We start from the raw sequence: 21,417 nt of genomic DNA, 5'->3' as shown, positions 1-21,417 counted from the left end.
GGGCGTTGCCTACCGCGCCCATGGCGGCGCCGGCAGCGCGGCGACCGCTTCGCGCAGGCTGTCGTTCCAGCGCTCGCGGATCGAGCGCAGGTAGGCGTCCTCGTCCTCGAAGCGCTGCTGGACCTCCAGTTGCAGGCTGTCGCGGCGATAGACCGCCAGGTCGATGGGCGTGCCGACCGACAGATTCGAGCGGATCGTCGAGTCGAACGACACCAGCGTGCACTTGGTCGCAGTGACCAAGTCGGTCTGCCGGGTCACCACCCGATCGAGAATCGGCTTGCCGAATTTGATCTCGCCGGTCTGGAAGAACGGGGTTTCGGGCGTGCTCTCGATGAAATTGCCCTCCGAGTACACCAGGAACAGCCGCGGCGGTTCGCCGCGGATCTGACCGCCGACGATGAACGTGCCGCTGGGGTCGATCCCGCTGTCGCGAAGATAGGCTTCGTCGCGGGCGCGGATCTCGCGCATCGCATCGCCGATCGCCTGGGCGACCTGGAACATCGACTGCGCATTGCGGATGCCCGGCGTCGCCGGCTCGTGCCGGTCGCGATGCTCGATCAGATTGAGCACGTTCTGGGTCAGCGACAGGTTCCCTGCCGACAACGTCACCACCACGTAGGCGCCGGGTTCGGTGAAGACCCGCATCTTGCCGGCACGGCGGACATGGTCGACGCCCGCGTTGGTGCGCGAGTCGGAGGCGAGCACGAGCCCCTCGTCGAGGTTGATGCCGATGCAGTAGGTCATGAGGCGGGGCGGATACGGCGGAGCGGGGGGCCATTGTGCCCGCTGCGCGGGCGGCATGGCACCTGTCAGGCCGTGGTCTGCCAGGGCGCCTGAACCTGCGTCTGGGCCGGCGCCGTTACCACGCGGGTGGTCATGAACTGTCGGTGGATCTCCGCACCCAGCCGGGTCAGCCGGGTCATCGTGTCCTGCAACCAGGGTTCCAATCCGCCGGCGATGATCTCGTCCATGCGCGCGTAACGCGATTGCGCGGCCAGCGCGCCGGCCTGGCGCGCGACCTCCGCCGACGCCCCACCGGTCAGCGATTGCAGGATCGAGGAGATCGCTTCCACGCAGGTCTGCAGCGAGCGCGGGTTGTCGCCGTTGAGCAGCATCAGCGCCGCCACGCCGGCCGGGCTGACCGACTCGCGGTACAGCCGCCGGTAGGTCTCGAACGCCGACAGCGCCTGCAACAGTGCGCTCCATTGGAAATACTGGACTGCGTCGCGCGCCTCGCCGGTCTCCGGCAGCTCGTCGTCGCTGGCGATCATGTCCAGCAACCGGATCGACCATTCGGCGCGCTCGATGAACGCCCCCAACTGCAGGAACTGGTAGCCCTCGCCGCGGCCGAGCGTGCCGATCGTGATGCCCCGGAACGATGCCGAGCGGGTCTTGACCCATTCGAGGGTGTTGCTCAGTCCGTTGCGGCGCAGTTGCGCGGCATCGAGCTTGCGGATCTCCAGCCACGAACTGTTGAGGTCCTCGTACATTTCCGAGGTGATCGCCACGCGCTGGGCGCGCGCGTTCTCGCGTGCGTTGCGGAAACAGCTGTGGATCGAGCTGGGGTTGTCGGGCGCCAGCAGCAGGTGCCCGACCACGCCCTCGGCGTCGATCCGGCCGTGACGTTCGAGGAACGGCTGCACCAGGCCCAGCGAGTCGAGCGAACGTCGCCATGCAGCGGCCTGCGCCTTGCCGCGATCCAGGCGCTCGGGCAGCAAGGCGATGCGTTGTGCGACATCGAGCAGGCGCGCGGTGTTCTCGGCGCGTTCCATGCTGCGCGCCACCCAGTACAGATCGTTCGCGGTGCGACAGAGCATGCGTGCGGCCTTAGTTTTCCATGATCCAGGTGTCCTTGGTGCCGCCGCCCTGGGACGAATTGACCACCAGCGAACCTTCGCGCAGCGCCACCCGCGTCAGTCCCCCCGGCACGACCTGGATGCGGTTGCCGCTGAGGATGTAAGGGCGCAGGTCGATGTGGCGCGGTGCCAGTCCGCTTTCGACGAAGGTCGGGCAGGTCGACAGCGACAACGTGGGCTGGGCGATGTAGTTGCCCGGGTCGGCGAGGATGCGGGCGCGGAACGCCTCGATCTCGGCCTTGGTCGAGGCCGGGCCGACGAGCATCCCGTAGCCGCCGGCGCCGTGCACCTCCTTGACGACGAGTTCGGGCAAGTGCGCCAGCGCGTATTTGAGGTCGTCGGGATTGCGCAGCTGCCAGGTCGGCACGTTGTGCAGGATCGGCTCTTCGCTGAGGTAGTAGCGGATCATCTCGGGCACGAACGGGTACACCGACTTGTCGTCGCCCACGCCGGTGCCCGGCGCATTGGCCAGGGTCACGTTGCCGGCGCGGTAGGCGCCGAACAGCCCGGGCACGCCGAGCATCGATTCGGGCCGGAACACCGTCGGGTCGAGGAAGTCGTCGTTGATCCGGCGGTAGATCACGTGCACGCGCTGGGCGCCGCGCGTGGTCTGCGCATAGACCATGTCGTTCTGCACGAACAGGTCGGCGCCCTCGACCAGTTCCACGCCCATCTGCTGGGCCAGGAACGCGTGCTCGAAGTAGGCCGAGTTCGCCGCACCCGGCGTGAGTACGGCCACCACCGGGTTGTCGATGTTGGCCGGCGCGCACTGACGCAGCACGTCGAGCAGTGCGTCGGGGTAGCGTTCGACCGGCGCGATCTGCTGACTGGAGAACAGCTCGGGCGTCAGGCGCGCCATCATCCGCCGGTTCTCGAGCATGTACGACACGCCCGACGCGACCCGCAGATTGTCCTCGAGCACGTAGTACTCGCCGTCGCCGGCGCGCACCAGATCGATGCCCGAAACGTGCGAATAGGTGTTGCAGGCGACCTGCAGGCCCTGCATCTCCTTGCGGTACTCGCTGTTATCGAGCACCAGCGCGGCCGGAATGCGGCCATCGCGCAGAATGCGTTGCGGGCCGTAGACATCGCCCAGGAACAGATTCAGCGCGTGCACCCGCTGGCGCAGCCCGGCTTCGAGCATCCGCCATTCGGCAGCCGGCACGATCCTGGGCACGATGTCGAAGGGGATCAGCCGCTCGGTGCCCGACTCCTCGCCGTAGACCGAGAACGTGATGCCGACGCGGTGGAACGAGATCTCCGCCTCGCGCCGCTTGTGCGCGACCTGCTCGGTCGGCGTGCGCTGCAGCCAGTCTTCGAACGTGTGGTAGTGCGGCCGGACCGCATCTTGCGCGTCGCGCATCTCGTCGTAACTGGCTGACATCGAAGAAGCTTCCCCTGGCTGTCCTTGGCGCCGCACCGTGCGACGAGATATAGCATGTCGCCCGCCGGGTGCACGTCGGGTGAGACGGGCACGCCCACGGGGCAGGGGCGCGGGCCGGCCCGCCGGGCCAAACGACGACGGGCCGCTTGCGCGGCCCGTCGTGGCGACACCTGGCGGCGCCGGTCTTACTTGAGCTTGGCGTCGGCGCGCAGGGCCTCGGCGCGGTCGGTCTTCTCCCACGAGAACGCAGTCGCGGTGTGCTGCTCGCCCGCGCCGTCGGTGTAGCTGACCTGCTGCGGCTTGCGGCCGAAATGGCCGTAGCTGGCGGTACGCTGGTAGACCGGGTGGATCAGGTCGAGCATCTGGATGATGCCGTAGGGGCGCAGGTCGAAGTGGCGGCGGATCAGCTTCTCGATCTGCGCGTCCGGAATCTTGCCGGTGCCGAACGTGGTCACCGAGATCGAGGTCGGCTCGGCGACGCCGATCGCATACGACACCTGGACCTCGCAGCGGTCGGCCAGGCCGGCCGCGACCACGTTCTTGGCGACGTAGCGCGCGGCGTAGGCAGCCGAGCGGTCGACCTTCGACGGGTCCTTGCCCGAGAACGCGCCGCCACCGTGACGGGCCCAGCCGCCGTAGGTGTCGACGATGATCTTGCGGCCGGTCAGGCCACAGTCGCCCACCGGCCCGCCGATGATGAACTTGCCGGTCGGGTTGATGTGGAACTTGGTGCCCTTGTGCAGCCACTTGGCCGGCAGCACGGGCTTGATGATCTCCTCGCGCACCGCCTCGATCAGATCCTTCTGCTTGACGCCCGGATCGTGCTGGGTCGACAGCACGACCGCGTCGATCGCGGTCGCCTTGCCATCTTCGTAGCGCAGCGTGACCTGGCTCTTGGCATCGGGACGCAGCCACGGCAGCGGCGAGTTCTTCTTCTTGCGCACCTGGGCCTGGCGCTCGACCAGACGGTGCGAAAGATGGATCGCGGCCGGCATGTGGCTGTCGGTCTCGTTGGTCGCGTAGCCGAACATCAGGCCCTGGTCGCCGGCGCCCTGCTGCTCGGGGTTCTTGCGGTCCACGCCCTGGTTGATGTCGGGCGACTGCTTGCCGATCAGGTTCAAAACGCCGCAGGTCTCGCCGTCGAAACCGACGTCGGAGCTGTCGTAGCCGATGTCCAGGATCACCTTGCGGGTCAGCGCCTCCAGGTCGATCCACGCGCTGGTCGTCACCTCGCCGGCGACGATCGCCACGCCGGTCTTGACCAGCGTCTCGCATGCCACGCGCGCACGCTTGTCCTGGGCCAGGATCGCGTCGAGCACGGCATCGGAGATCTGGTCGGCAATCTTGTCCGGATGGCCTTCGGAGACGGACTCGGACGTGAAGAGATAGCTGGACATCAGGGCTATATCCCTATATTCGGATGAAAAGATGGCCGCGAATGATACACCCCCGGCCTGCGCTGCGCATCTTGTCGTCCCGTGTGTTGCCGTAGAGTTAAGGGGGCCAGGGCTGGTGCCAGTTCACGAGCCTGCCCACCGTGTCAGGTCGCGACGCGTCCACCCCGCTTTGACCCCGGGCGACGCGACGAGCAGCGCCGCCCGGGATTTCCAAGACATCACTGGCTGGGCGCGACCAGTATCTGCCATGCGTGGTCACTGCCCGTCTGATGCAGGGCAGTCGCAGTCTGGAGTAGGAACGTCTGGAAATGTTCTGCTCCGTTGAGGATGAAGACCTCGGTTCTGCCGGAGGCGCCGCCTTGCTTTCTGATGGCGTAGAGGTCAGGGGCGCCGTCGGAGTTCTGGTCCTGTAACGCGAACGACCAGCTTGGGTCGTGCCCGGTCGTATGCAGCGCCGTCGCTGTCTGCATCTTGAAGGACTGGAATCCAGTCGCGCCGTCTAGGATATGGACTTCTGTGGAGCTGGCGCCCTGGCGATTGATTGCGTAAAGGTCCAAGGTGCCGTCCCGGTCATAGTCTGCGAGATCGAACATCCAGGTCGAATCCGAGCCTGTGGGATGGAGCGCGGTTGCGGTGTGCAGCAAGAACGATTGGAAACCAGTGGCGCCGTTGAGAACGTGGACCTCGGTCCTGTTGGAACCACCGCCCTGCTTCTGGATCGCGTAGAGATCCAGAGCGCCATCGCGGTCGTAGTCGCCAAGCGCAAAGGTCCAACTCGAGTCGCTTCCCGTGTGATGAAGAGCTGTCCCTGTCTGCATGAGGAATGTCTGGAAATGGCTGGCGCCGTCGAGAACATGGACCTCGGTTGAGCTCGTTCCCTGCTTATTGATCGCGTAGAGGTCGGTCACGCCGTCGGCGTTGAAGTCGCCGAGCAGAAAGACCCAGCGCGCATCGGCGCCAGTCACGTGTAAAGCGGTCGCAGTCTGCAGCGGAAAGGACTGGAAGCCATCTCCGCCATCGAGGACGTGAACTTCAGTTGTGCTCCCGCCTTGCTTGTTGATGGCGTAGAGGTCGGGTATCGCCGGGGCGACGGCTTCGACAGCGGCCCGCGCGTTGACGATGCCGGTCCCGATAGGCTGCGATGGCGCCGTTGGAAAGGGTGTCGCGGTGTTTTTGAGAATGGTGCCTGCCTGCGAGGGCGTGAGCGGATTGCGCGCTACCGATTGCATCAGGGCGAGGACCCCTGACACATGCGGCGCTGCCATCGATGTTCCGCCGTAGTAGGCGTAGCTCTCGCTTGCCGGTGTCGTGGCGCCGGCATTGAGGGTCGAGAGAATGTCCGAGCCCGGAGCAGAGAGATCCACTCGGCTTCCGTAATTCGACGCCTGTCCGCCTCCCCAGATCGAACGGGCGCCGTTGCGGTCGACGGCGCCGACTGTGATGACATTCGCGCAACTTGCGGGTTGGAAGGCCGCAGCGTCGGCATTGGAGTTGCCCGCTGACACGACGATCGTACTGCCGCGCGAGACTGCACCATTGATGGCGCTCTGGTAGGTGGCCGAGCAGTTACCGGCGCCGCCCAGTGACAGGTTGATCACCTCCGCGGGGTTGGCATTGGTCGGCACCCCGGGCACGCTGCCGCCCGACGCCCAGACAATGGCGTCGGCAATGTCAGAGACCGTGCCGCCGCATCGACCGAGGACGCGCACGGGCACGATTTTGGACTCGAAAGCGGTGCCGGCAACCCCCTTCGCGTTGTTCGTCACGGCGGCGATGGTGCCTGCGACATGCGTGCCATGCCAGCTCGAATTCGCCGCCGGAACGCCGGCGCCACATTCGTTGGCGGCTCGCCAATCTCCTTCATCGGCTGGATTGGGATCCCTGCCGTTGCCGTCTCTGGCTCTGGCAGCATCGCTGATGAAGTCGTAGCCCGGGAGCACATTGGCGTTGAGATCGCTGTGCGAGGTAATCCCCGTATCCAGCACCGCGACGACCACGCCGGCGCCGGTTGCGGTCTCCCACGCCTGTGGCGCACGGATTCCGGCGGCCTGATGGGTGTAGCCCCATTGCTCGCCGAATCGGGGGTCATTGGGTGTCATCGTCGGGTACATCCTCGCATCGACTTCGACGTACTCGACCCTTGGGTCGGCCGCGATGGCCCGAAGCAGGGTCTCTGCATCGGCCGCCTCGAGCGCTTGGGTGGTCCGGATCACGTCGGCACCCAGCGCGGTACGCCGCAGGTGCCGAACATCCACGACGCCGCGTGTCGCAGTCAGGCTGCTGGCGGCGCGCTTTAGCGAGGTCGAGAGTGAGGCGCCTTCGGCACCCTGCAGGCTGCCGGTTCGATACTTCACGATGAACTGATCGTACGTGTGGCCACCGCGAAGTGACGAGGTGTCGACCGTGGCCCCCATGGCGGGGAACGCGAGGAGGGACAGGAACGCGGCGGTGACGGCGGGCGCGACAATCCCCGCGTGCGTTGTCTTGGAGCTTGGCATGTCGAGTTCTTCCTCTGGCAGGTTGACGATTCCGAGAACGGGGCCTGACAGGAGCGAAGTCGATCCGCCGTCCCTGGCATTCCCCTTGACGCGGGGGGGCGAATCCATCGCCGATTCCTGAAGGTAGCAGGCGTTTCGTTCCACTTCCAATCGACGCACTGCGAGTCCGCGGTCGAAGACTGCCTTCCCCAGAATTGGGCCTCGTCGCGTGGCATCGGGCGCGCCATCAAATGGAGCAGGGTGTCTGCGTCTAAGATTGCGCAATGGATTCCCTGACCCAGATCGTCCTCGGTGCGTCGGTCGCGGCGGCCGTCGTGCCGGCGGCGCATCGCCGGGCCGCTTTGCTGGCCGGCGCTGCGCTGGGTACGGTGCCCGACCTCGATGGTCTGGTGATCGCGCTGTTGACCGACGACCCCGTGCTGCGGATGACGCTGCATCGCGGAATCACCCATTCGTTGTTGGTGTTGCCGCTTGCCGCCACGGCGCTGTGGTGGGCGCTGCGCCGCTACGGCCACGGCCGGGTCGCGGCCGCGCCGGGGCGTTGGTTCTGGGCGATCCAGCTCGCGCTGGTCACGCACCCGCTGCTCGATGCGTTCACGGTCTATGGCACGCAGTTGCTGTGGCCGTTCCGGCCGTCGCCGACGATGTGGTCGAGTGTCTTCATCATCGATCCGCTGTACACGATCTGGTTGCTGATCGGCGTGCTGGTCGCGGCGTTCGTTGGCGCGCGTCGGGTCGGCGGCCGCGCGCTCGCGGTCGGGCTCGCGTTGAGCACGGCGTACCTCGGCTGGTCGCTGGTCGCCAAGGCGCGCGTCGACCGGGAGGCCGACCACGCCCTTGCGGCGCTGGGCCTTGCCGACGCGCCGCGCTTCTCGGTGCCGATGCCCGGCAACACCGTGCTGTGGCGGGTGGTCGCGATGACGCCGGATGGCTACGTCGAGGGGTTCCGGTCGTTGGTCGCCGACCGCGGCCCGATGCAGTTCGCGGCCTATCCTTCGGACGTGGCGGCCCTGCGCGCGAATGCCGCACTGCCTGCGGCGCAGCGGCTGGCCTGGTTCAACCGCGGCTTCATGGGCGCGACGGTCGTCGATGGGCGGTTGCAGCTCAGCGACCTGCGCATGGGCAACGAGCCCGAGTACTTCTTCCGGTTCACCATCGCCGAGCGCACGGCCGCGGGCTGGTCTGCATTGCCCCCGACCCAGGCGCCGATGGCCCGCGATGTGGGAGCGACGTGGAATGCGACCTGGGCGCGGATGTGGCACGAACCTGCGGTGCCGGGACTGGGCGACCACCAGGCCATCGGCGCCCCCTGACGCCGGGCGTGCGAATACGGTCTGTCAGGCAGCCAGCATCGGGTGCGTGTCGCCGGCGATCAGTGCATCGAAGTAGGCGCGCGTCAGCGCGAGTTGCTCCTGCGCGGTGTCGGCACGGTTGACCAGAGCGCGGAAGGCGTGATGCTCCGGTCGGTCTTTCGCGTACCAGCCCAGGTGCTTGCGTGCGATGCGCACGCCGGCGGGTTCGCCGTAGAACGCATGCAGCGCCTGGAGATGGCCGAGCAGGATGTCGCGGATCTCCTGCAGCGACGGTGGCGGGAGGTGGTGGCCGGTGGCGAGAAAGTGCGCGATCTCGCGGAAAATCCAGGGCCGGCCCTGCGCCGCGCGACCGACCATGACCGCGTCGCATCCGGTGTGGCGCAGTACCGCCAGCGCCTTTTCCGGCGAGTCGATGTCGCCGTTGGCGATCACCGGGATCGACAGGTGCGCCTTGATCGCCGCGATCGTGTCGTACTCGGCGCTGCCGGTGTAGTGCTGGTCGCGGGTGCGGCCGTGGACGGCGAGGGCGGCGATGCCCGCGTCCTGCGCGATACGCGCGATCGTCGGTGCGTTGCGATGTGCGGCGCACCAGCCGGTGCGGATCTTCAGTGTCACTGGCACGTCGACGGCGGCGACCACGGCCTGCAGGATCCGTGCGACCAGCGCTTCGTCCTGCATCAGCGCCGAGCCAGCCCAGGCGTTGCAGACCTTCTTGGCCGGGCAGCCCATGTTGATGTCGACGATCTGCGCGCCGTGCGCGACGTTGTGGCGCGCCGCCTCGGCGAGCATGGCCGGCTCGGTACCGGCGATCTGTACGCCGACCGGGGCCGGCTCGCCGTCGTGGTCCATGCGGCGCAGCGACTTCTCGGTGCGCCAGAAGCGCGGATCGCTGATCGTCATCTCCGACATCGCCAGGCCCGCGCCCAGGCGCTTGCACAGCTGCCGGAACGGCTTGTCGGTGACGCCGGCCATCGGGGCCAGCACCACGTTGGGTTCGATGCGGTACGGACCGATCTGCATGCGCCCATTGTCGCCGATCGGTGGACCCGGGTCGCGCACACGCCCTTCTGAATTCAGCGGCGCAGTTGGTAGAGCTCGAAGCGCGGGCCATCGACGTCGAGCACCATCAGCAGTTCGTCGTCGCCGGTGCGCACCAAGCGTCCGACGCTGTCGCCCTCGACGCGCGCAGCCGGCGGCGTGGGCCACTGGCGGCTGTAGCCGGGGGAGGGATCGTCGTTGACCGACTGCGAGCCCAGGAATGCGAGCGTACTGCGGTCGATCGGCAGCAGTCGGCCTTGTCGGCGCTGCGAACCGGTCGTCTTGGCGAAGGTCAGCATACCGTCGCGGCGCGCGTTCGTGGCGTCGAACCATGGGTAGCCATAGGCGCCGCCGCGTCCGTCGAACTGCAGCGAGCGGACTTTCCAGGCGCCGGTGATCGTGCCCAGCGGGCGGCCGCTTCCGGCCAGTGCCAGCGCCTGTCGCGCGTCCGCCAGCACTGGATCGTGGTCGTCGAGCGCTTGGTCGAACATGGGGTCGGCGAGGATCGCGTCGCGGTCGGCCGGCCAGGCCTGGCTCCGCCAGTCGTCCGGTGTGCTGCCGTGCGCGTCCGCCTGCGCGGGCGGCGCCGCCTCCGTCATCGGGTTGGCAGCGGACTTCGCGGCATCGGCCGTGGTTGGCACGTCGGCCGGCGATGTCGGTGTCGGCGCCGGGTCGGCCGGGCTGCAGGCGGCCAGTGCGAGCGCGATCGCCAGGCCGGTGCCGGCACGCAGGCGCGCGGGAAATGAACAACAGGACATCGGCAGACTCCGCCGCGATCCTCGGTGCCGCGGCCGGGCGACCGTAGCGCGTGCGGTGTCGTCAGTCCGTCGTGGGGCGCAGGTGCGGCATCGCCGCGGCGGCACCGACCCGCTCGGTCGATCGCCCCGCGTAATGCGCGGCGAAACGCACGTGGGTGTCGAAGGGCACGGCCTGGTCGCCGGCGAGCGAAGCGGCCAGGGCGCCGTTGAATGCATCGCCCGCACCGGTGGTGTCGACCGGTTCGACCTTGTCGGCCGGCACGCGATAGAACGGCTGCGTATCGCCGCGGGTCAGATCCTCGCGATGGGAGACGAACGCACCGGCGGCGCCGAGCGTGATCACCACCGTGCCGCGGGGCAGCAGCGTGCGGCACCAGCGATGCAACTGCGCATCGGCCGTGCCGGCGATCGCCTCGCTGTCGATGCGATGGCTGGTGTGGCGCTCGAGCAGGCCGGCGAACTCCGTCTCGTTCGGAGTGAGGATGTCGGCCGCGGCGAGCAGCTCGCGCAGGCACTGCGCGTTGGCCGGCGCGGGGTTGAGCATGGTCGAGGTGCCGGCCGCGCGCGCCAGGCGCATCGCTTCGAGCACGCTGTCGAGCGGGGATTCGAGCTGGGTCAGCAGGACGCGGGCGCCGGCCAGAGCCTCAGCCTGCCGGCCCACCCAGGAGGCACACAGGTCGCCGTTGGCGCCGGCGCCGATGACGATGGTGTTGTGGCCGGCCTCATCGACGTAGATACCGGCCGTGCCGGTCGGGTGGCTGCTCTCGCGCACGCGCATCGCGATCCCGTCGGCCTGGGCGAGTGTGCGTGCCTGGCGGCCGCCGTCGTCGTCGCCCAGCGCGCACAGGAAGGTGGTCTGCGCGCCTGCCCGGGTCGAGGCGACGGCCTGATTGAAGCCCTTGCCGCCGGGCCCGGTGTGGTAACGGCCGCTGAGCGTCTCGCCGCGGCGCGGCAGGGTGCTGCAGTTCCAGACATGGTCGACATTGAACGACCCGACGACGACGACACGACTCACGCGCACATCCTCTTTGTCCCGCTCTCGCAATGGCTCGGCGTCAGGCGCCGATGTAGGTCAGCACGCCGGCGATCGTCGCGGTCATCAGCGTGGCGATGGTGCCGCCGAGCACCGCGCGCAGGCCGAACCGCGCCAGATCCTGGCGGCGGTCGGGGGCCAGGCCGCCGATGCCGCCGATCTGGATCGCGATCGAGCTGAAGTTCGCAAAGCCGCACAGCGCATAGGTCGCGATCAGGCGGCCCTGCTCGGTCAGCGCGATGCCCTCGACACGGCCGTTGACGATGTCGGCCAGCTGCAGGTAGGCGACGAATTCGTTGATGACGATCTTTTGGCCGATCAGCGAGCCGACCACAGACGCGTCCTGCCACGGCACGCCGATCAGCCAGGCGATCGGGGCGAGCACGAAGCCGAAGATCGTCGCCAGGTTGGTCGGGCGGCCGATCGCCTCGGCCAGGCCGGTGGCCTCGCCGATCCATTCCAGCGGCCAGTTGATCATCGCGATCAGCGCGATGAAGGCCAGCAGCATCGCACCGATGTTCAGCGCCAGGCGCAGGCCGTCGCCAGCGCCGGCGGCCGCGGCATCGATAATGTTGCCGGTGGTCTTCTCGACCTCCATCTTGACCGTGCCGCGGGTCAGCGGCTCGCGCGTCTCGGGGATCAGGATCTTGGCGATGACCAGCGTCGCCGGTGCGGCCATGATCGAAGCCGCCAGCAGATGCTTGGCGTAGAACGCCTGTTCCTCGGGGTTGCCGCCGCCGAGCATGCCCACGTACGCCGCGAGCACGCCGCCGGCGATATGCGCCATGCCGCCGATCATCATCGTGATCAGCTCCGACTCGGTCATCCTGGAGATGTACGGGCGCACGGTCAGCGGCGCCTCGGTCTGGCCGATGAACACGCTGGCGCACACGCTGGTGGTCTCCGCGCCCGAGACCCGCATCACCTTGGTGATCGCCAGTGCCATGACCCGCACGATCGCCTGCATCACGCCCAGGTGATAGAGCACGCCCATCAGCGCGGCGAAGAAGATGATCGTCGGCAGCACCTGGAACGCGAAGATGAAGCCGTAGGTCTCCACGTTCATCAGGCTGCCGAAGATGAACTCCGAGCCGGCGTTGACGAACGAGAGCACCTTGACGAAGCCGTGGCCCAGCGCATCGAACACCTCGCGCCCGCCGGGCACGCGCAGCACGACGGCGGCGAACGCGATCTGCAGGGTGACGCCGGTGGCGACCAGCTTCCAGTCGACGGCGCGCTTGTTGTTGGAGAACAGCCACGTGATCGCGAGCAGCACGGCGAGTCCGAACAGGCCGAAGCCGATCCGCGTCAGGTCTTCCATCGTGGCCCCCAGGCCCGTCGACAAGTCGCGCAGCCTAGTGCAGCGGGCCGGTACGGGCAACCACGGGCCATGTGAAGGCCGTGTCATTCAGGCCCACCGCGCCGACGGCGCGGTATGCCGGGCGGGGCCGGCCGCGCGAAGGCGCGGCTTGCATACACTGATGCGCCCCGACAGCGAGGAACCCCGCCCATGCATTACCGTCGTCTCGGCACCTCCGGCCTGCAGCTCTCGGCGCTCTCGTTCGGCGCCTGGACCACGTTCGGGCGCCAGGTCGGCCGGGGCCAGGCGCGCGAGCTGGTGGCCGCGGCCTGGGACCATGGCATCAACTTCTTCGACAATGCCGAGGGCTACGCCAACGGCGAGGCGGAGCGCGTCATGGGGGACGTGATCGCCGATCTGCGCCTGCCGCGCGACGGCTATTGCGTGTCGAGCAAGGTGTTCTTCGGCGCGGCGACCGAGCCCCGGCCCACCCAGCGGGGGCTGTCGCGCAAGCACGTGCGCGATGCCTGCGATGCCGCACTGCGGCGGCTGCGGGTCGATCACCTCGACCTCTATTTTTGCCACCGGCCCGATCCCGACACCCCGTTGGCCGAGACCGTGTGGGCGATGGACACGCTGATCCGCCAGGGCAAGGTCCTGTACTGGGGCACCTCCGAATGGCCGGCGGCCGCGATCCGCGAGGCAGCGCAGATCGCGCGCACGCACCACCTGCACGGGCCGACGATGGAGCAGCCCGAGTACAGCCTGCTGCGGCGCGAGCGGGTCGAGCTGGAGTACGCGCCGCTGTATGCCGAACTCGGGCTGGGCACAACGACGTGGTCGCCGCTGGCCTCGGGCCTGTTGACCGGCAAGTACGCCGGCGGCGTGCCCGCCGACAGCCGACTCGCCCAGCCGGAGCTGGGCTGGTTGCAGCGCGAAGTGCTGGGGGATACGGAGCGGGTGGGGCGCGCTTCGCGATTCGTCGCATTGGCGGCGCAGTTGGGGGTTGCGCCGGCACCGCTGGCGATCGCCTGGTGTCTGCGCAATCCGCACGTGTCCTCGGTGCTGCTGGGCGCCAGCCGGGTGGAGCAGCTGATCGAAAACCTGCAGGCGCTCGAACTCGTTGCGCGGCCTGACACCGGCTTCTGGGCACGCGTGGATGCATTGATGGGCGGGCCGAACAATGACCGCCCATCGGAAGAATGACAGTCGCTCTTGACTAGGAAATGAGAATCACTAGCATTGGGGGCCCGCTTCCGAGGAACCGACCATGCTTGCGCCCCAGTTCCGCGATTCCGTTCCCGCCCGCGACTCGGCCGATGGCCACAACGTGCACCGACTGGCCCGCGCCCACGATGTCCGCGCGCCCGAGCCGATCGAGCTCGACAGTGCGCAGCTGCTGCGCGGCCAGCGCGAGCTGCAGATCCGTCACGGCAACGAGGTCTATCGCCTGCGCCACACCCGCAACGACAAGCTGATTCTGACCAAGTAAGCCCGCCGTCGATCGGTGCCGCCGTGCCCGAGTGGCGGCCCCGTCCATCTACCGATCTCTCCGGTCGCCCGCCCGCGCGTTCCTCTCCCCGCGCCTGCCAGCCAGCCGTCGCCCTCCAAGCACGAGTCTGCGCATGCGCCTCCACCCGCTTTCTGTTTCCCTGGCCCTGGGCCTGTGTCCGTTCGCCGCGCTGGCCGCGCCCGACGGCGCTGTCGACGCCACCGCACCGGCTTTGGCCGAGTTCGACCGGGTCGTCGTCACCGCCACCCGGACCGAACGCGCGATCGTCGACGTGCCCAATACTGTCGATGTGATCGATCGCGCGCGCATGGACGCAACTCTGGTCCGCGACATCGCCGACCTGTTCCGCTACGAGCCCGGCGTGACTGTCGGCCGCAATGTCGGCCGCTTTGGCCTGTCGGACATCCGCATCCGCGGCCTGGGTGGCAACCGGGTGCGCATCCAGACCGATGGCATCGCGGTTTCCGATGCATTCTCCATCGGCAGTTTCTCCAACGCCAACCGCAACTTCGTCGACCCGGACACGCTCAAGCGGGTCGAGGTCGTGCGAGGGCCGACGAGTTCGCTCTACGGCTCGGACGCGCTCGGTGGCGTGGTCTCGTTCGTCACCAAGGATCCGTCCGACTATCTGGATGACGGGCGTGACGCGTACTTCGGCTTCAAGCTCGGCGCCACGACCGCCGACGAAGGTCTGTTCGCCAATGCCACCGCGGCGTTCGGCGGCGCGCGCTGGTCGGGCCTGGTGGCCGTGGGCCACCGCCAGGGCAAGGAGACCGAGACCATGGGCGAGGTGGGCGGCGAGGGCAGCGCCCGCACGCAGGCCAACCCGCAATCGACCAACGGTCGCAGCGTGCTGGCCAAGGCGGTGTTCGCGCCCGATGCCCGGCAGCGCTTCCGGTTGACGGTCGAGGGCAACGAGGACGACGTCGAGACCGATGTGCTGACTTCTTATGGCTTCCAGGCCATGACGCGCGCGACCAACACGCAGGTGCTCGGCGACGACCACCAGTCGCGCGTGCGGGTCTCGTTCGGGCACGAGATCGATGGACTGTCCTGGGCACTTGCCGACGCCGTGGACTGGCAGGTCTATCGGCAGGACAGCCGCACGCGCCAGGACAGCCTGGAGGCGCGCAACGTCCCCGCCACGCAGATGACGTCGGCGCTGCGCGACCGCCGCGAGCGCAGCTTCTTTTTCGACCAGCGCACCTATGGCGTGCAGGCCAATGCGCGCAAGACGTTCGAGACCGGCAGCGTTGTCCACACGCTGGCCTACGGCCTCGACGTGGAGGTCGCGGAAACCCGGCAGAAGCGCGATGGCCTGCGCACGATCCTCGACACCGGCGCGGTGACCAACGTCATCAGCCCCGACGTCTTCCCGGTTCGCGACTTCCCGATCAGCGACACCACCAAAGCCGCGCTCTACGTGCAGGACGAGATCGCGTTCGCCGATGGCGCGGTGCGCCTGGTTCCCGCGATCCGGGTCGACCATTACCGGCTCAAGCCCAAGGTCGACACGATCTTTCGCGAGGACAACCCGTCCACGCAGGTCGCCGACATCCGCAAGACCCGGGTCTCGCCCAAGCTCGGTGCGGTCTGGCATTTCGCCGAGGCCTGGTCGCTGTTCGGCGGCTACGCCGCGGGCTTCCGCGCGCCGCCATATAACGACGTCAACATCGGCTTCACCAACTTCGCCTTCGGCTACACCGCCATTCCCAATCCGGACCTGCGCCCGGAGACCAGCGACGGGCTGGAGTTGGGCCTGCGCTTCGCCGGCCGATCGGCCTATGCCGGCCTGACCGGCTACTACAACCGATACGATGATTTCATCGAGTCCACGCGCTTTGTCGGCATCGATCCCGACAGCGGTCTGATGATCTTCCAATCGCAGAATGTCGCCGATGCGCGCATCTGGGGCGTGGAGTTCAAGGGCGGACTCGACCTCGACGTCCTGGCGCCGGCGCTCACCGGCTGGTCGCTGCGCGGCGCGGCCGCGTGGTCGCGCGGCGAGGACCGCACGACCGGCGATCCGCTGGCCAGCGTCGATCCGCTGACCGCCGCCTTGGGCCTGGCCTTCGACGGCGACACCTGGGGCGCGGAACTGGCCGGGCGCTTCGCCGCACGACGCGATCGCCTGCCGCCGGCCAGTACGGCCGTCGGTTACCGTGAGACACCGGGCCATGCGGTGCTCGACCTCTATGCCCATTGGACGTTCGCGCCAGGCACGACGGTCAACGTCGGTGTCCTCAATCTCGCCGATCGCAAGTACTGGCCGGCAGGGAACGTGCCACTGGTCGCCGCCGCCTCGACGACGTTCGACCGCTACACCGCGCCCGGGCGCAGCCTGGCGGTTAGCTTCGCGGTCGACTTCTGACGATGGCGCGCGCGGCCGCGGTCCTGCCTCCGGCAATGGCATCCGACGATGTGGCGGGGCCGCCGACGACGGCGCAACTGGCCACCCTCGGGACGGTGCTGTGCCTGCACCGCCCAGGCGCGGTGAACGAGCTTGGCGGCTGGTCGCGCGCACGCAGGGTCGAGGCCCACCGCGCGCTCGATGACGACGGCATGCGCGAGAGCCTGCTGTTCTTCGATGCCGAAGATGTCTGCTGCTGGCAACTGCACCTGCTGCCCGACAGCGACTTTCTGGCCTGGGAGGCGCTGATCGAGCACTACCCGGCGGGTGGTCGCAGCGCACCGGCCGGCCTGGCCGAGCGCCTGTGGTACGGACTCGCGCAGCGTCTGTGGTCGGGCGGCTGGCAGGCGAGCGTGCTGCGCTTCCATGCGTTGACGCCTGCCTGCACCACGATCGACGGCGCCCCGATGCTGGTCGCCAGCCTGGCGACGATTTCACCGCTGGGCGCCGACTGCGCGCGCCGGATCGTGCGCGCCTACGGCATTGCGCCTGCCGTGGCGGTCGAGGGATGCACGCGCCGCACGGCCGCGCCGCCATCGGCCGGCATTGGCCAGCCCCGCGACACAACGGCGTTTCCCACTGCCTTACCCGCACGTTCGCTTTCCACCCGTTCCGGAGATTCCGCATGAACCCGCAAGCCGCCGCCCTGGCGTTCGTCCTGCTGCTGGCCCCAGCCGTCGCAGCGTCCGCCACCGCAACGCCAGCGCACGCCCCCGCCGCCGATCGCACCGCTATCCTCGCGATGCAGGGCGAGTACACGGTGCGCTTCTCGTTCGAGGAGACCGCCGTGTTGGCGCCGGGTTACGACCGCGTGCCCGCCAAGGACAGCGGCGGCGACGAGGTCGTGATCGTCGTCGAGGATGCCCCCGGCCGGATCGTGCTCCAGCACCTGCTGCTCGACGTCAAGAGCGGGCACGTGGTCAAGCACTGGCGCCAGGACTGGCACTATGAGGCGCCGACGCGTTGGGAGTTCACCGCCGATCAGACCTGGCAGCGGCGTGAGGTGCCGGCCGAACTTGTCCGCGGCGGCTGGACGCAATGCGTCTATGAGGTCAGCGATGCGCCGCGTTACTGCGGCACCGGGCGCTGGGTGCATGCCGGCGGCATCTCGACCTGGACCTCGGATGCGGACTGGCGCCCGTTGCCGCGCCGCGAGTACACCAAGCGCAGCGACTACAACGCGCTGGGGGCAATCAACCGGCATACGATCGTGCCCGGCGGCTGGACCCACGAGCAGGACAACACCAAGACCGTACGCGACGCGCAGGGCCGGCCGACCGCGCAACTGGTCCGCGAGTTCGGTTTCAATGACTACGTGAAGACCACCGCGATCGATTTCTCGCCGGCCTACGCCTATTGGAAGGCGACCCAGGGCTACTGGGCCCGCGTGCGCGATCGCTGGCAGGCGCGCCTGGCCGCGCCTGCGGGCGTGCGTCTGAAGACGGAGATCGACGGCATGGCCCTGATCGTGCCGCTGTTCGAGCAGGCGCAGACGGTTCAGGACGGCGGCACGGTGACCGACGCCCAGATCGATGCGGTGTTCGAGGCCTGGGTGACGACCGCCGCGCCGTAGCCCGGCGTGCCACGATGCGGCTGCGGCAGGGACGCCGCAAGCCGCAGCCGGCGCGACGGCTCGCGACCGCGCGTCACGGTGGCCCGCCCTATACTCGGCCCAGCGCGGATGTCCGCGGATCGAAGTAGGGGAAACGCATGGGAACGGGACTGTTTCTGGCGGTGGTGCTCGCGCTCGCTGGCGTCATCGTGCTGTTCAAGACGGTGCGCATGGTGCCGCAGGGGTATGAGTGGACCGTCGAGCGCTTCGGCAAGTACACCCATTCGATGGCGCCGGGCCTGCACTTCCTGATCCCGATCGTCTATGGGGTCGGCCGCAAGATCAACATGATGGAGCAGGTGCTCGACGTTCCCAGCCAGGATGTCATCACCAAGGACAACGCGGTGGTGCGCGTGGACGGCGTGGTGTTCTTCCAGGTGCTCGACGCGGCCAAGGCGGCCTACGAGGTCTCGAACCTGGAGATCGCGACGATCGCGCTGGTGCAGACCAACATCCGCACCGTGATCGGCTCGATGGACCTCGACGAGTCGCTGAGCAACCGCGAGACGATCAATGCCCAGTTGCTCAACGTCGTCGACCATGCGACCAATCCCTGGGGCATCAAGGTCACCCGCATCGAGATCCGCGACATCCAGCCGCCGCGCGACCTGGTGGATTCGATGGCGCGTCAGATGAAGGCCGAGCGCGAGCGGCGCGCGGTCATTCTCGAGGCCGAGGGGCATCGGCAGTCGGAGATCCTGCGCGCCGAGGGCGACAAGCAGGCCGCGATCCTGCAAGCCGAGGGCCAGAAGGAAGCCGCCTTCCGCGAGGCCGAGGCGCGCGAGCGGCTGGCCGAGGCGGAGGCGCGGGCGACGGAGATGGTGTCCAACGCGATCGCCAACGGCGACGTGCAGGCGATCAACTACTTCGTCGCGCAGAAGTATGTCGAGGCGTTCGAGAAGCTGGCGACGGCGCCGAATCAGAAGTTCGTGCTGATGCCGATGGAGACCAGCGGCATCATCGGCTCGATTGCCGGGATCGGCGAACTGGCCAAGGAAGCGCTGGGCCAGAAGACCCAGGCGCGTCCGCAGGCGCCGGCACCGCAGCGCGGCGGGCTCTGACATGGACTGGCTGCGCGCGGACGTCGTCGGCTGGGCTGCGGTCGCGTTGCTGCTGATGGCGGCCGAGACCCTGGTGCCCGGCGCGTTCCTGCTGTGGATGGGGTTTGCGGCCGCGGCAGTATTCGTCGTCGTCCTGCTGGTGCCGGGCCTGGCGCTGCTGCCGCAGGTCGCGCTGTTCGTCGTGCTCAGCTTCGTGTCGATCCTGGTGTATCGCAAATGGTTCCGCAATCGCGAGCGTCAGAGCGACCACCCCACGCTCAACCGCCGCGCCTCCCAGCACGTCGGTCGGGTCGTGCCGCTCGACCAGGCGATCGTCGCCGGACGCGGGCGGGTCAAGATCGGCGATGCCTTCTGGGTCGTCGAGGGCGCCGACCTGCCGGCCGGCACGATGGTGCGCATCCTTGGGACCGACGGCGTCAACCTGCACGTCGACGCCGTCTGAGCTCGTCGTTCCGGAAGGCGGCCGATGGCGCCGCCGACCTGCGATAATGCGTGCTTTCCGCAGGCGAGCCGGCAGTCCATCATGACCCAGAAGACCATCCTCAACGCATCGCACCGCGCCCTGGGCGCGCGCATGGTCGACTTCGGCGGCTGGGACATGCCGCTCAACTACGGCTCCCAGATCGAGGAGCATCACCATGTGCGTCGCGACGCCGGCATGTTCGACGTCAGCCACATGACCGTGGTCGACCTGCGCGGTGCGCAGACCCGCGCGTTTCTGCGCCAGCTCGTCGCCAACTCGATCGACAAGCTCAAGAGCCCGGGCAAGGCGCTCTACACCTGCATGCTCACGCCCGAGGGCGGGATCATCGACGACCTGATCGTCTACTTCATGGCCGACGACTGGTACCGCCTGGTCGTCAATGCCGCCACGCGCGACAAGGACCTGGCCTGGATCCAGGCGCAGGCTGCCGGGTTCGAGGTCGAGGTCAGCGAGCGTCCGGAGCTGGCGATGATCGCCGTGCAGGGGCCGCAGGCGCGGGCCAAGGTCGCCGGGTTGCTCGGCGAGGTGGATGCCCTCGTCCTCGACAAGCTTGGCCGGTTCGCCGCCGCCGAACTCGAGGCCACGCCGTTCGGCGACCTGTTCGTCGCACGCACCGGCTATACCGGCGAGGACGGCTTCGAGATCGTGCTCCACGAGCGCCATGCCGTCGCGCTGTGGGAGGCGCTGCACGCCGCCGGCGTGGCACCGGCCGGCCTGGGCGCGCGCGACACCCTGCGGCTCGAGGCCGGCCTCGCGCTTTACGGCCAGGATATGGACGAGACGGTTTCGCCTTACGAGGCCGCGCTCGGATGGACGGTCGCACTCGACGAAGGGCGCGCGTTCAACGGCCGCGCATTGCTCGAACAGCACAGCACCGCCGCGCCTCGTCAGATGATCGGGCTGGTGATGGACGACAAGGGCGTGCTGCGTCACGGCCAGACGGTCACCACCGCCCAGGGGCAGGGCGAGATCCTGTCGGGCACGTTCTCGCCGACGATCGGCAAGGCGATCGCGTTCGCTCGCGTGCCGGCCGGCGAGCCGGGCGAGGTGACCGTCGACATCCGCGGCCGTCAGGTGCCGGTGCGCGTGGTCGCCTTCCCGTTCGTGCGCAACGGCCGGGTCGTCGACGGCATCTGATCCACCGCCGGACCCTTGGCTTACACTATCGTCACTTTCCCGCAGTCATGTTTTCACCGGAGCCGACAATGAGCGAAATCCCTGGCGACCTGAAGTTCCTGAAGTCACACGAATGGGTCCGTGTCGAAGGCGACGGCAAGGTCACCGTCGGCATCTCGGACCATGCCCAGGGTCTGCTTGGCGACCTGGTGTACGTCGAACTGCCCGCCGTCGGCGACACTGTCGAGGCCGGCAACGGCGTGGCCGTGGTCGAGTCGGTCAAGGCGGCCTCCGACGTCTACGCCCCGGTGTCGGGCAAGATCGCGGCGGTCAACGCTTCGCTCGCCGACAAGCCCGAGACCATCAACGAAGACGCCTTCGGCGAAGGCTGGCTGTTCGTCATCGAGCTCGACGATCCCGAGCAACTCGCCGACCTGCTTTCTCCCGACGATTACGCCGAGCTGCTGGAGGAGGACGCCGACTGAGGCCGCCTCGCGATCCGTGTTCATCGAAGCGCGCCCTAAGGGGCGCGCTTTTTTTTGGTTCTTCGCAGATTAGCGGGGAGTCCTTTGCCAGCCACCGTTACGCTTGATGCCTGATTCCAGGGCGCAAGGGTGAGGGGATGTTCGACCGGAAGACGATCA

The 21,417-nt window shown here is 68.2% G+C and carries 19 protein-coding genes and 1 pseudogene; 10 read left to right on the top strand and 10 right to left on the bottom strand.

Features of this window, described 5'->3' with window-relative positions; genetic code table 11:
• Positions 1-9 precede the first annotated feature (9 nt).
• From ABE488_RS16955 to ABE488_RS16930, 6 genes and pseudogenes are all read right to left on the bottom strand, one after another.
• A complete protein-coding gene (locus ABE488_RS16955; protein WP_346449566.1) occupies positions 10-744 on the bottom strand; it encodes a peptidase in 735 nt (244 codons plus the stop codon).
• 65 nt (positions 745-809) lie between these two features.
• Complete coding sequence (locus ABE488_RS16950) at positions 810-1,817, bottom strand: alpha-E domain-containing protein (protein ID WP_346449564.1); 1,008 nt, start codon at positions 1,815-1,817, stop codon at positions 810-812.
• 10 nt (positions 1,818-1,827) lie between these two features.
• Entirely contained in the window at positions 1,828-3,240 is a 1,413-nt protein-coding gene (locus ABE488_RS16945; protein ID WP_346449562.1) for a circularly permuted type 2 ATP-grasp protein, read from the bottom strand.
• Positions 3,241-3,425: 185 nt separating this feature from the next.
• A complete protein-coding gene (metK, locus tag ABE488_RS16940; protein WP_346443328.1) occupies positions 3,426-4,637 on the bottom strand; it encodes a methionine adenosyltransferase in 1,212 nt (403 codons plus the stop codon).
• Between the two features lie 218 nt (positions 4,638-4,855).
• Positions 4,856-5,602, bottom strand: a complete 747-nt coding sequence (locus ABE488_RS16935) for a VCBS repeat-containing protein (protein WP_346449578.1) — start codon at positions 5,600-5,602, stop codon at positions 4,856-4,858.
• A 126-nt stretch (positions 5,603-5,728) separates the two neighbouring features.
• Positions 5,729-7,009 (bottom strand): annotated as a pseudogene (locus tag ABE488_RS16930) (S8 family peptidase); the annotation flags it as partial.
• A gap of 389 nt (positions 7,010-7,398) precedes the next feature.
• Between ABE488_RS16930 and ABE488_RS16925 the strand changes: the two are divergent.
• Positions 7,399-8,448, top strand: a complete 1,050-nt coding sequence (locus ABE488_RS16925) for a metal-dependent hydrolase (protein WP_346449560.1) — start codon at positions 7,399-7,401, stop codon at positions 8,446-8,448.
• A gap of 24 nt (positions 8,449-8,472) precedes the next feature.
• On the opposite strand, the gene dusB is transcribed toward ABE488_RS16925, so the two are convergent.
• The 4 genes from dusB to ABE488_RS16905 form a co-directional block, all read right to left on the bottom strand.
• Positions 8,473-9,468, bottom strand: a complete 996-nt coding sequence (gene dusB / locus ABE488_RS16920) for a tRNA dihydrouridine synthase DusB (protein ID WP_346449558.1) — start codon at positions 9,466-9,468, stop codon at positions 8,473-8,475.
• 53 nt (positions 9,469-9,521) lie between these two features.
• Positions 9,522-10,244, bottom strand: a complete 723-nt coding sequence (locus tag ABE488_RS16915; RefSeq protein ID WP_346449556.1) for a DUF4893 domain-containing protein — start codon at positions 10,242-10,244, stop codon at positions 9,522-9,524.
• Between the two features lie 61 nt (positions 10,245-10,305).
• Positions 10,306-11,259 carry a ribokinase gene (locus ABE488_RS16910; protein WP_346443335.1) on the bottom strand — a complete coding sequence of 318 codons (954 nt, stop codon included), beginning with the start codon at positions 11,257-11,259 and terminating at the stop codon, positions 10,306-10,308.
• Between the two features lie 40 nt (positions 11,260-11,299).
• The gene (locus tag ABE488_RS16905) at positions 11,300-12,598 is read right to left on the bottom strand and encodes a nucleoside transporter C-terminal domain-containing protein (RefSeq protein WP_337246126.1); all 1,299 of its coding nucleotides are present in this window, start codon (positions 12,596-12,598) and stop codon (positions 11,300-11,302) included.
• 189 nt (positions 12,599-12,787) lie between these two features.
• Here ABE488_RS16905 and ABE488_RS16900 point away from each other — a divergent pair, with 189 nt between their 5' ends.
• The 9 genes from ABE488_RS16900 to gcvH all read left to right on the top strand — a co-directional run bounded on the left by ABE488_RS16900 (position 12,788) and on the right by gcvH (position 21,258).
• A complete protein-coding gene (locus ABE488_RS16900; RefSeq protein WP_346449554.1) occupies positions 12,788-13,783 on the top strand; it encodes an aldo/keto reductase in 996 nt (331 codons plus the stop codon).
• Positions 13,784-13,847: 64 nt separating this feature from the next.
• Entirely contained in the window at positions 13,848-14,069 is a 222-nt protein-coding gene (locus ABE488_RS16895) for a hemin uptake protein HemP (RefSeq protein ID WP_346443339.1), read from the top strand.
• Positions 14,070-14,202: 133 nt separating this feature from the next.
• A complete protein-coding gene (locus ABE488_RS16890; RefSeq protein ID WP_346449552.1) occupies positions 14,203-16,461 on the top strand; it encodes a TonB-dependent hemoglobin/transferrin/lactoferrin family receptor in 2,259 nt (752 codons plus the stop codon).
• Between the two features lie 35 nt (positions 16,462-16,496).
• On the top strand, positions 16,497-17,129 hold the full coding sequence (locus ABE488_RS16885; RefSeq protein WP_346443341.1) for a Hemin transport protein: 633 nt from the start codon (positions 16,497-16,499) through the stop codon (positions 17,127-17,129).
• Complete coding sequence (locus tag ABE488_RS16880; RefSeq protein WP_346443342.1) at positions 17,126-18,073, top strand: DUF6607 family protein; 948 nt, start codon at positions 17,126-17,128, stop codon at positions 18,071-18,073. The genes ABE488_RS16885 and ABE488_RS16880 overlap by 4 nt, the downstream gene beginning before the upstream one ends.
• A 137-nt stretch (positions 18,074-18,210) precedes the next feature.
• The gene (locus ABE488_RS16875; protein WP_337246121.1) at positions 18,211-19,173 is read left to right on the top strand and encodes an SPFH domain-containing protein; all 963 of its coding nucleotides are present in this window, start codon (positions 18,211-18,213) and stop codon (positions 19,171-19,173) included.
• Between the two features lie 10 nt (positions 19,174-19,183).
• Positions 19,184-19,615, top strand: coding sequence for an NfeD family protein (locus ABE488_RS16870; protein ID WP_346449576.1), 432 nt, complete (start codon positions 19,184-19,186; stop codon positions 19,613-19,615).
• 81 nt (positions 19,616-19,696) lie between these two features.
• Positions 19,697-20,794, top strand: a complete 1,098-nt coding sequence (gcvT, locus tag ABE488_RS16865; RefSeq protein WP_346443346.1) for a glycine cleavage system aminomethyltransferase GcvT — start codon at positions 19,697-19,699, stop codon at positions 20,792-20,794.
• Positions 20,795-20,862: 68 nt separating this feature from the next.
• Positions 20,863-21,258: a glycine cleavage system protein GcvH gene (gene gcvH, locus ABE488_RS16860; RefSeq protein ID WP_346443348.1), complete on the top strand. Its 396-nt coding sequence runs from the start codon at positions 20,863-20,865 to the stop codon at positions 21,256-21,258.
• The last annotated feature ends 159 nt before the right edge of the window (positions 21,259-21,417 follow it).

The sequence above is a fragment of the Luteimonas sp. TWI662 genome (assembly GCF_039673825.1).
Classification (GTDB): Bacteria; Pseudomonadota; Gammaproteobacteria; order Xanthomonadales; family Xanthomonadaceae; genus Luteimonas.
This window is presented reverse-complemented; position numbering and strand designations above follow the sequence as displayed.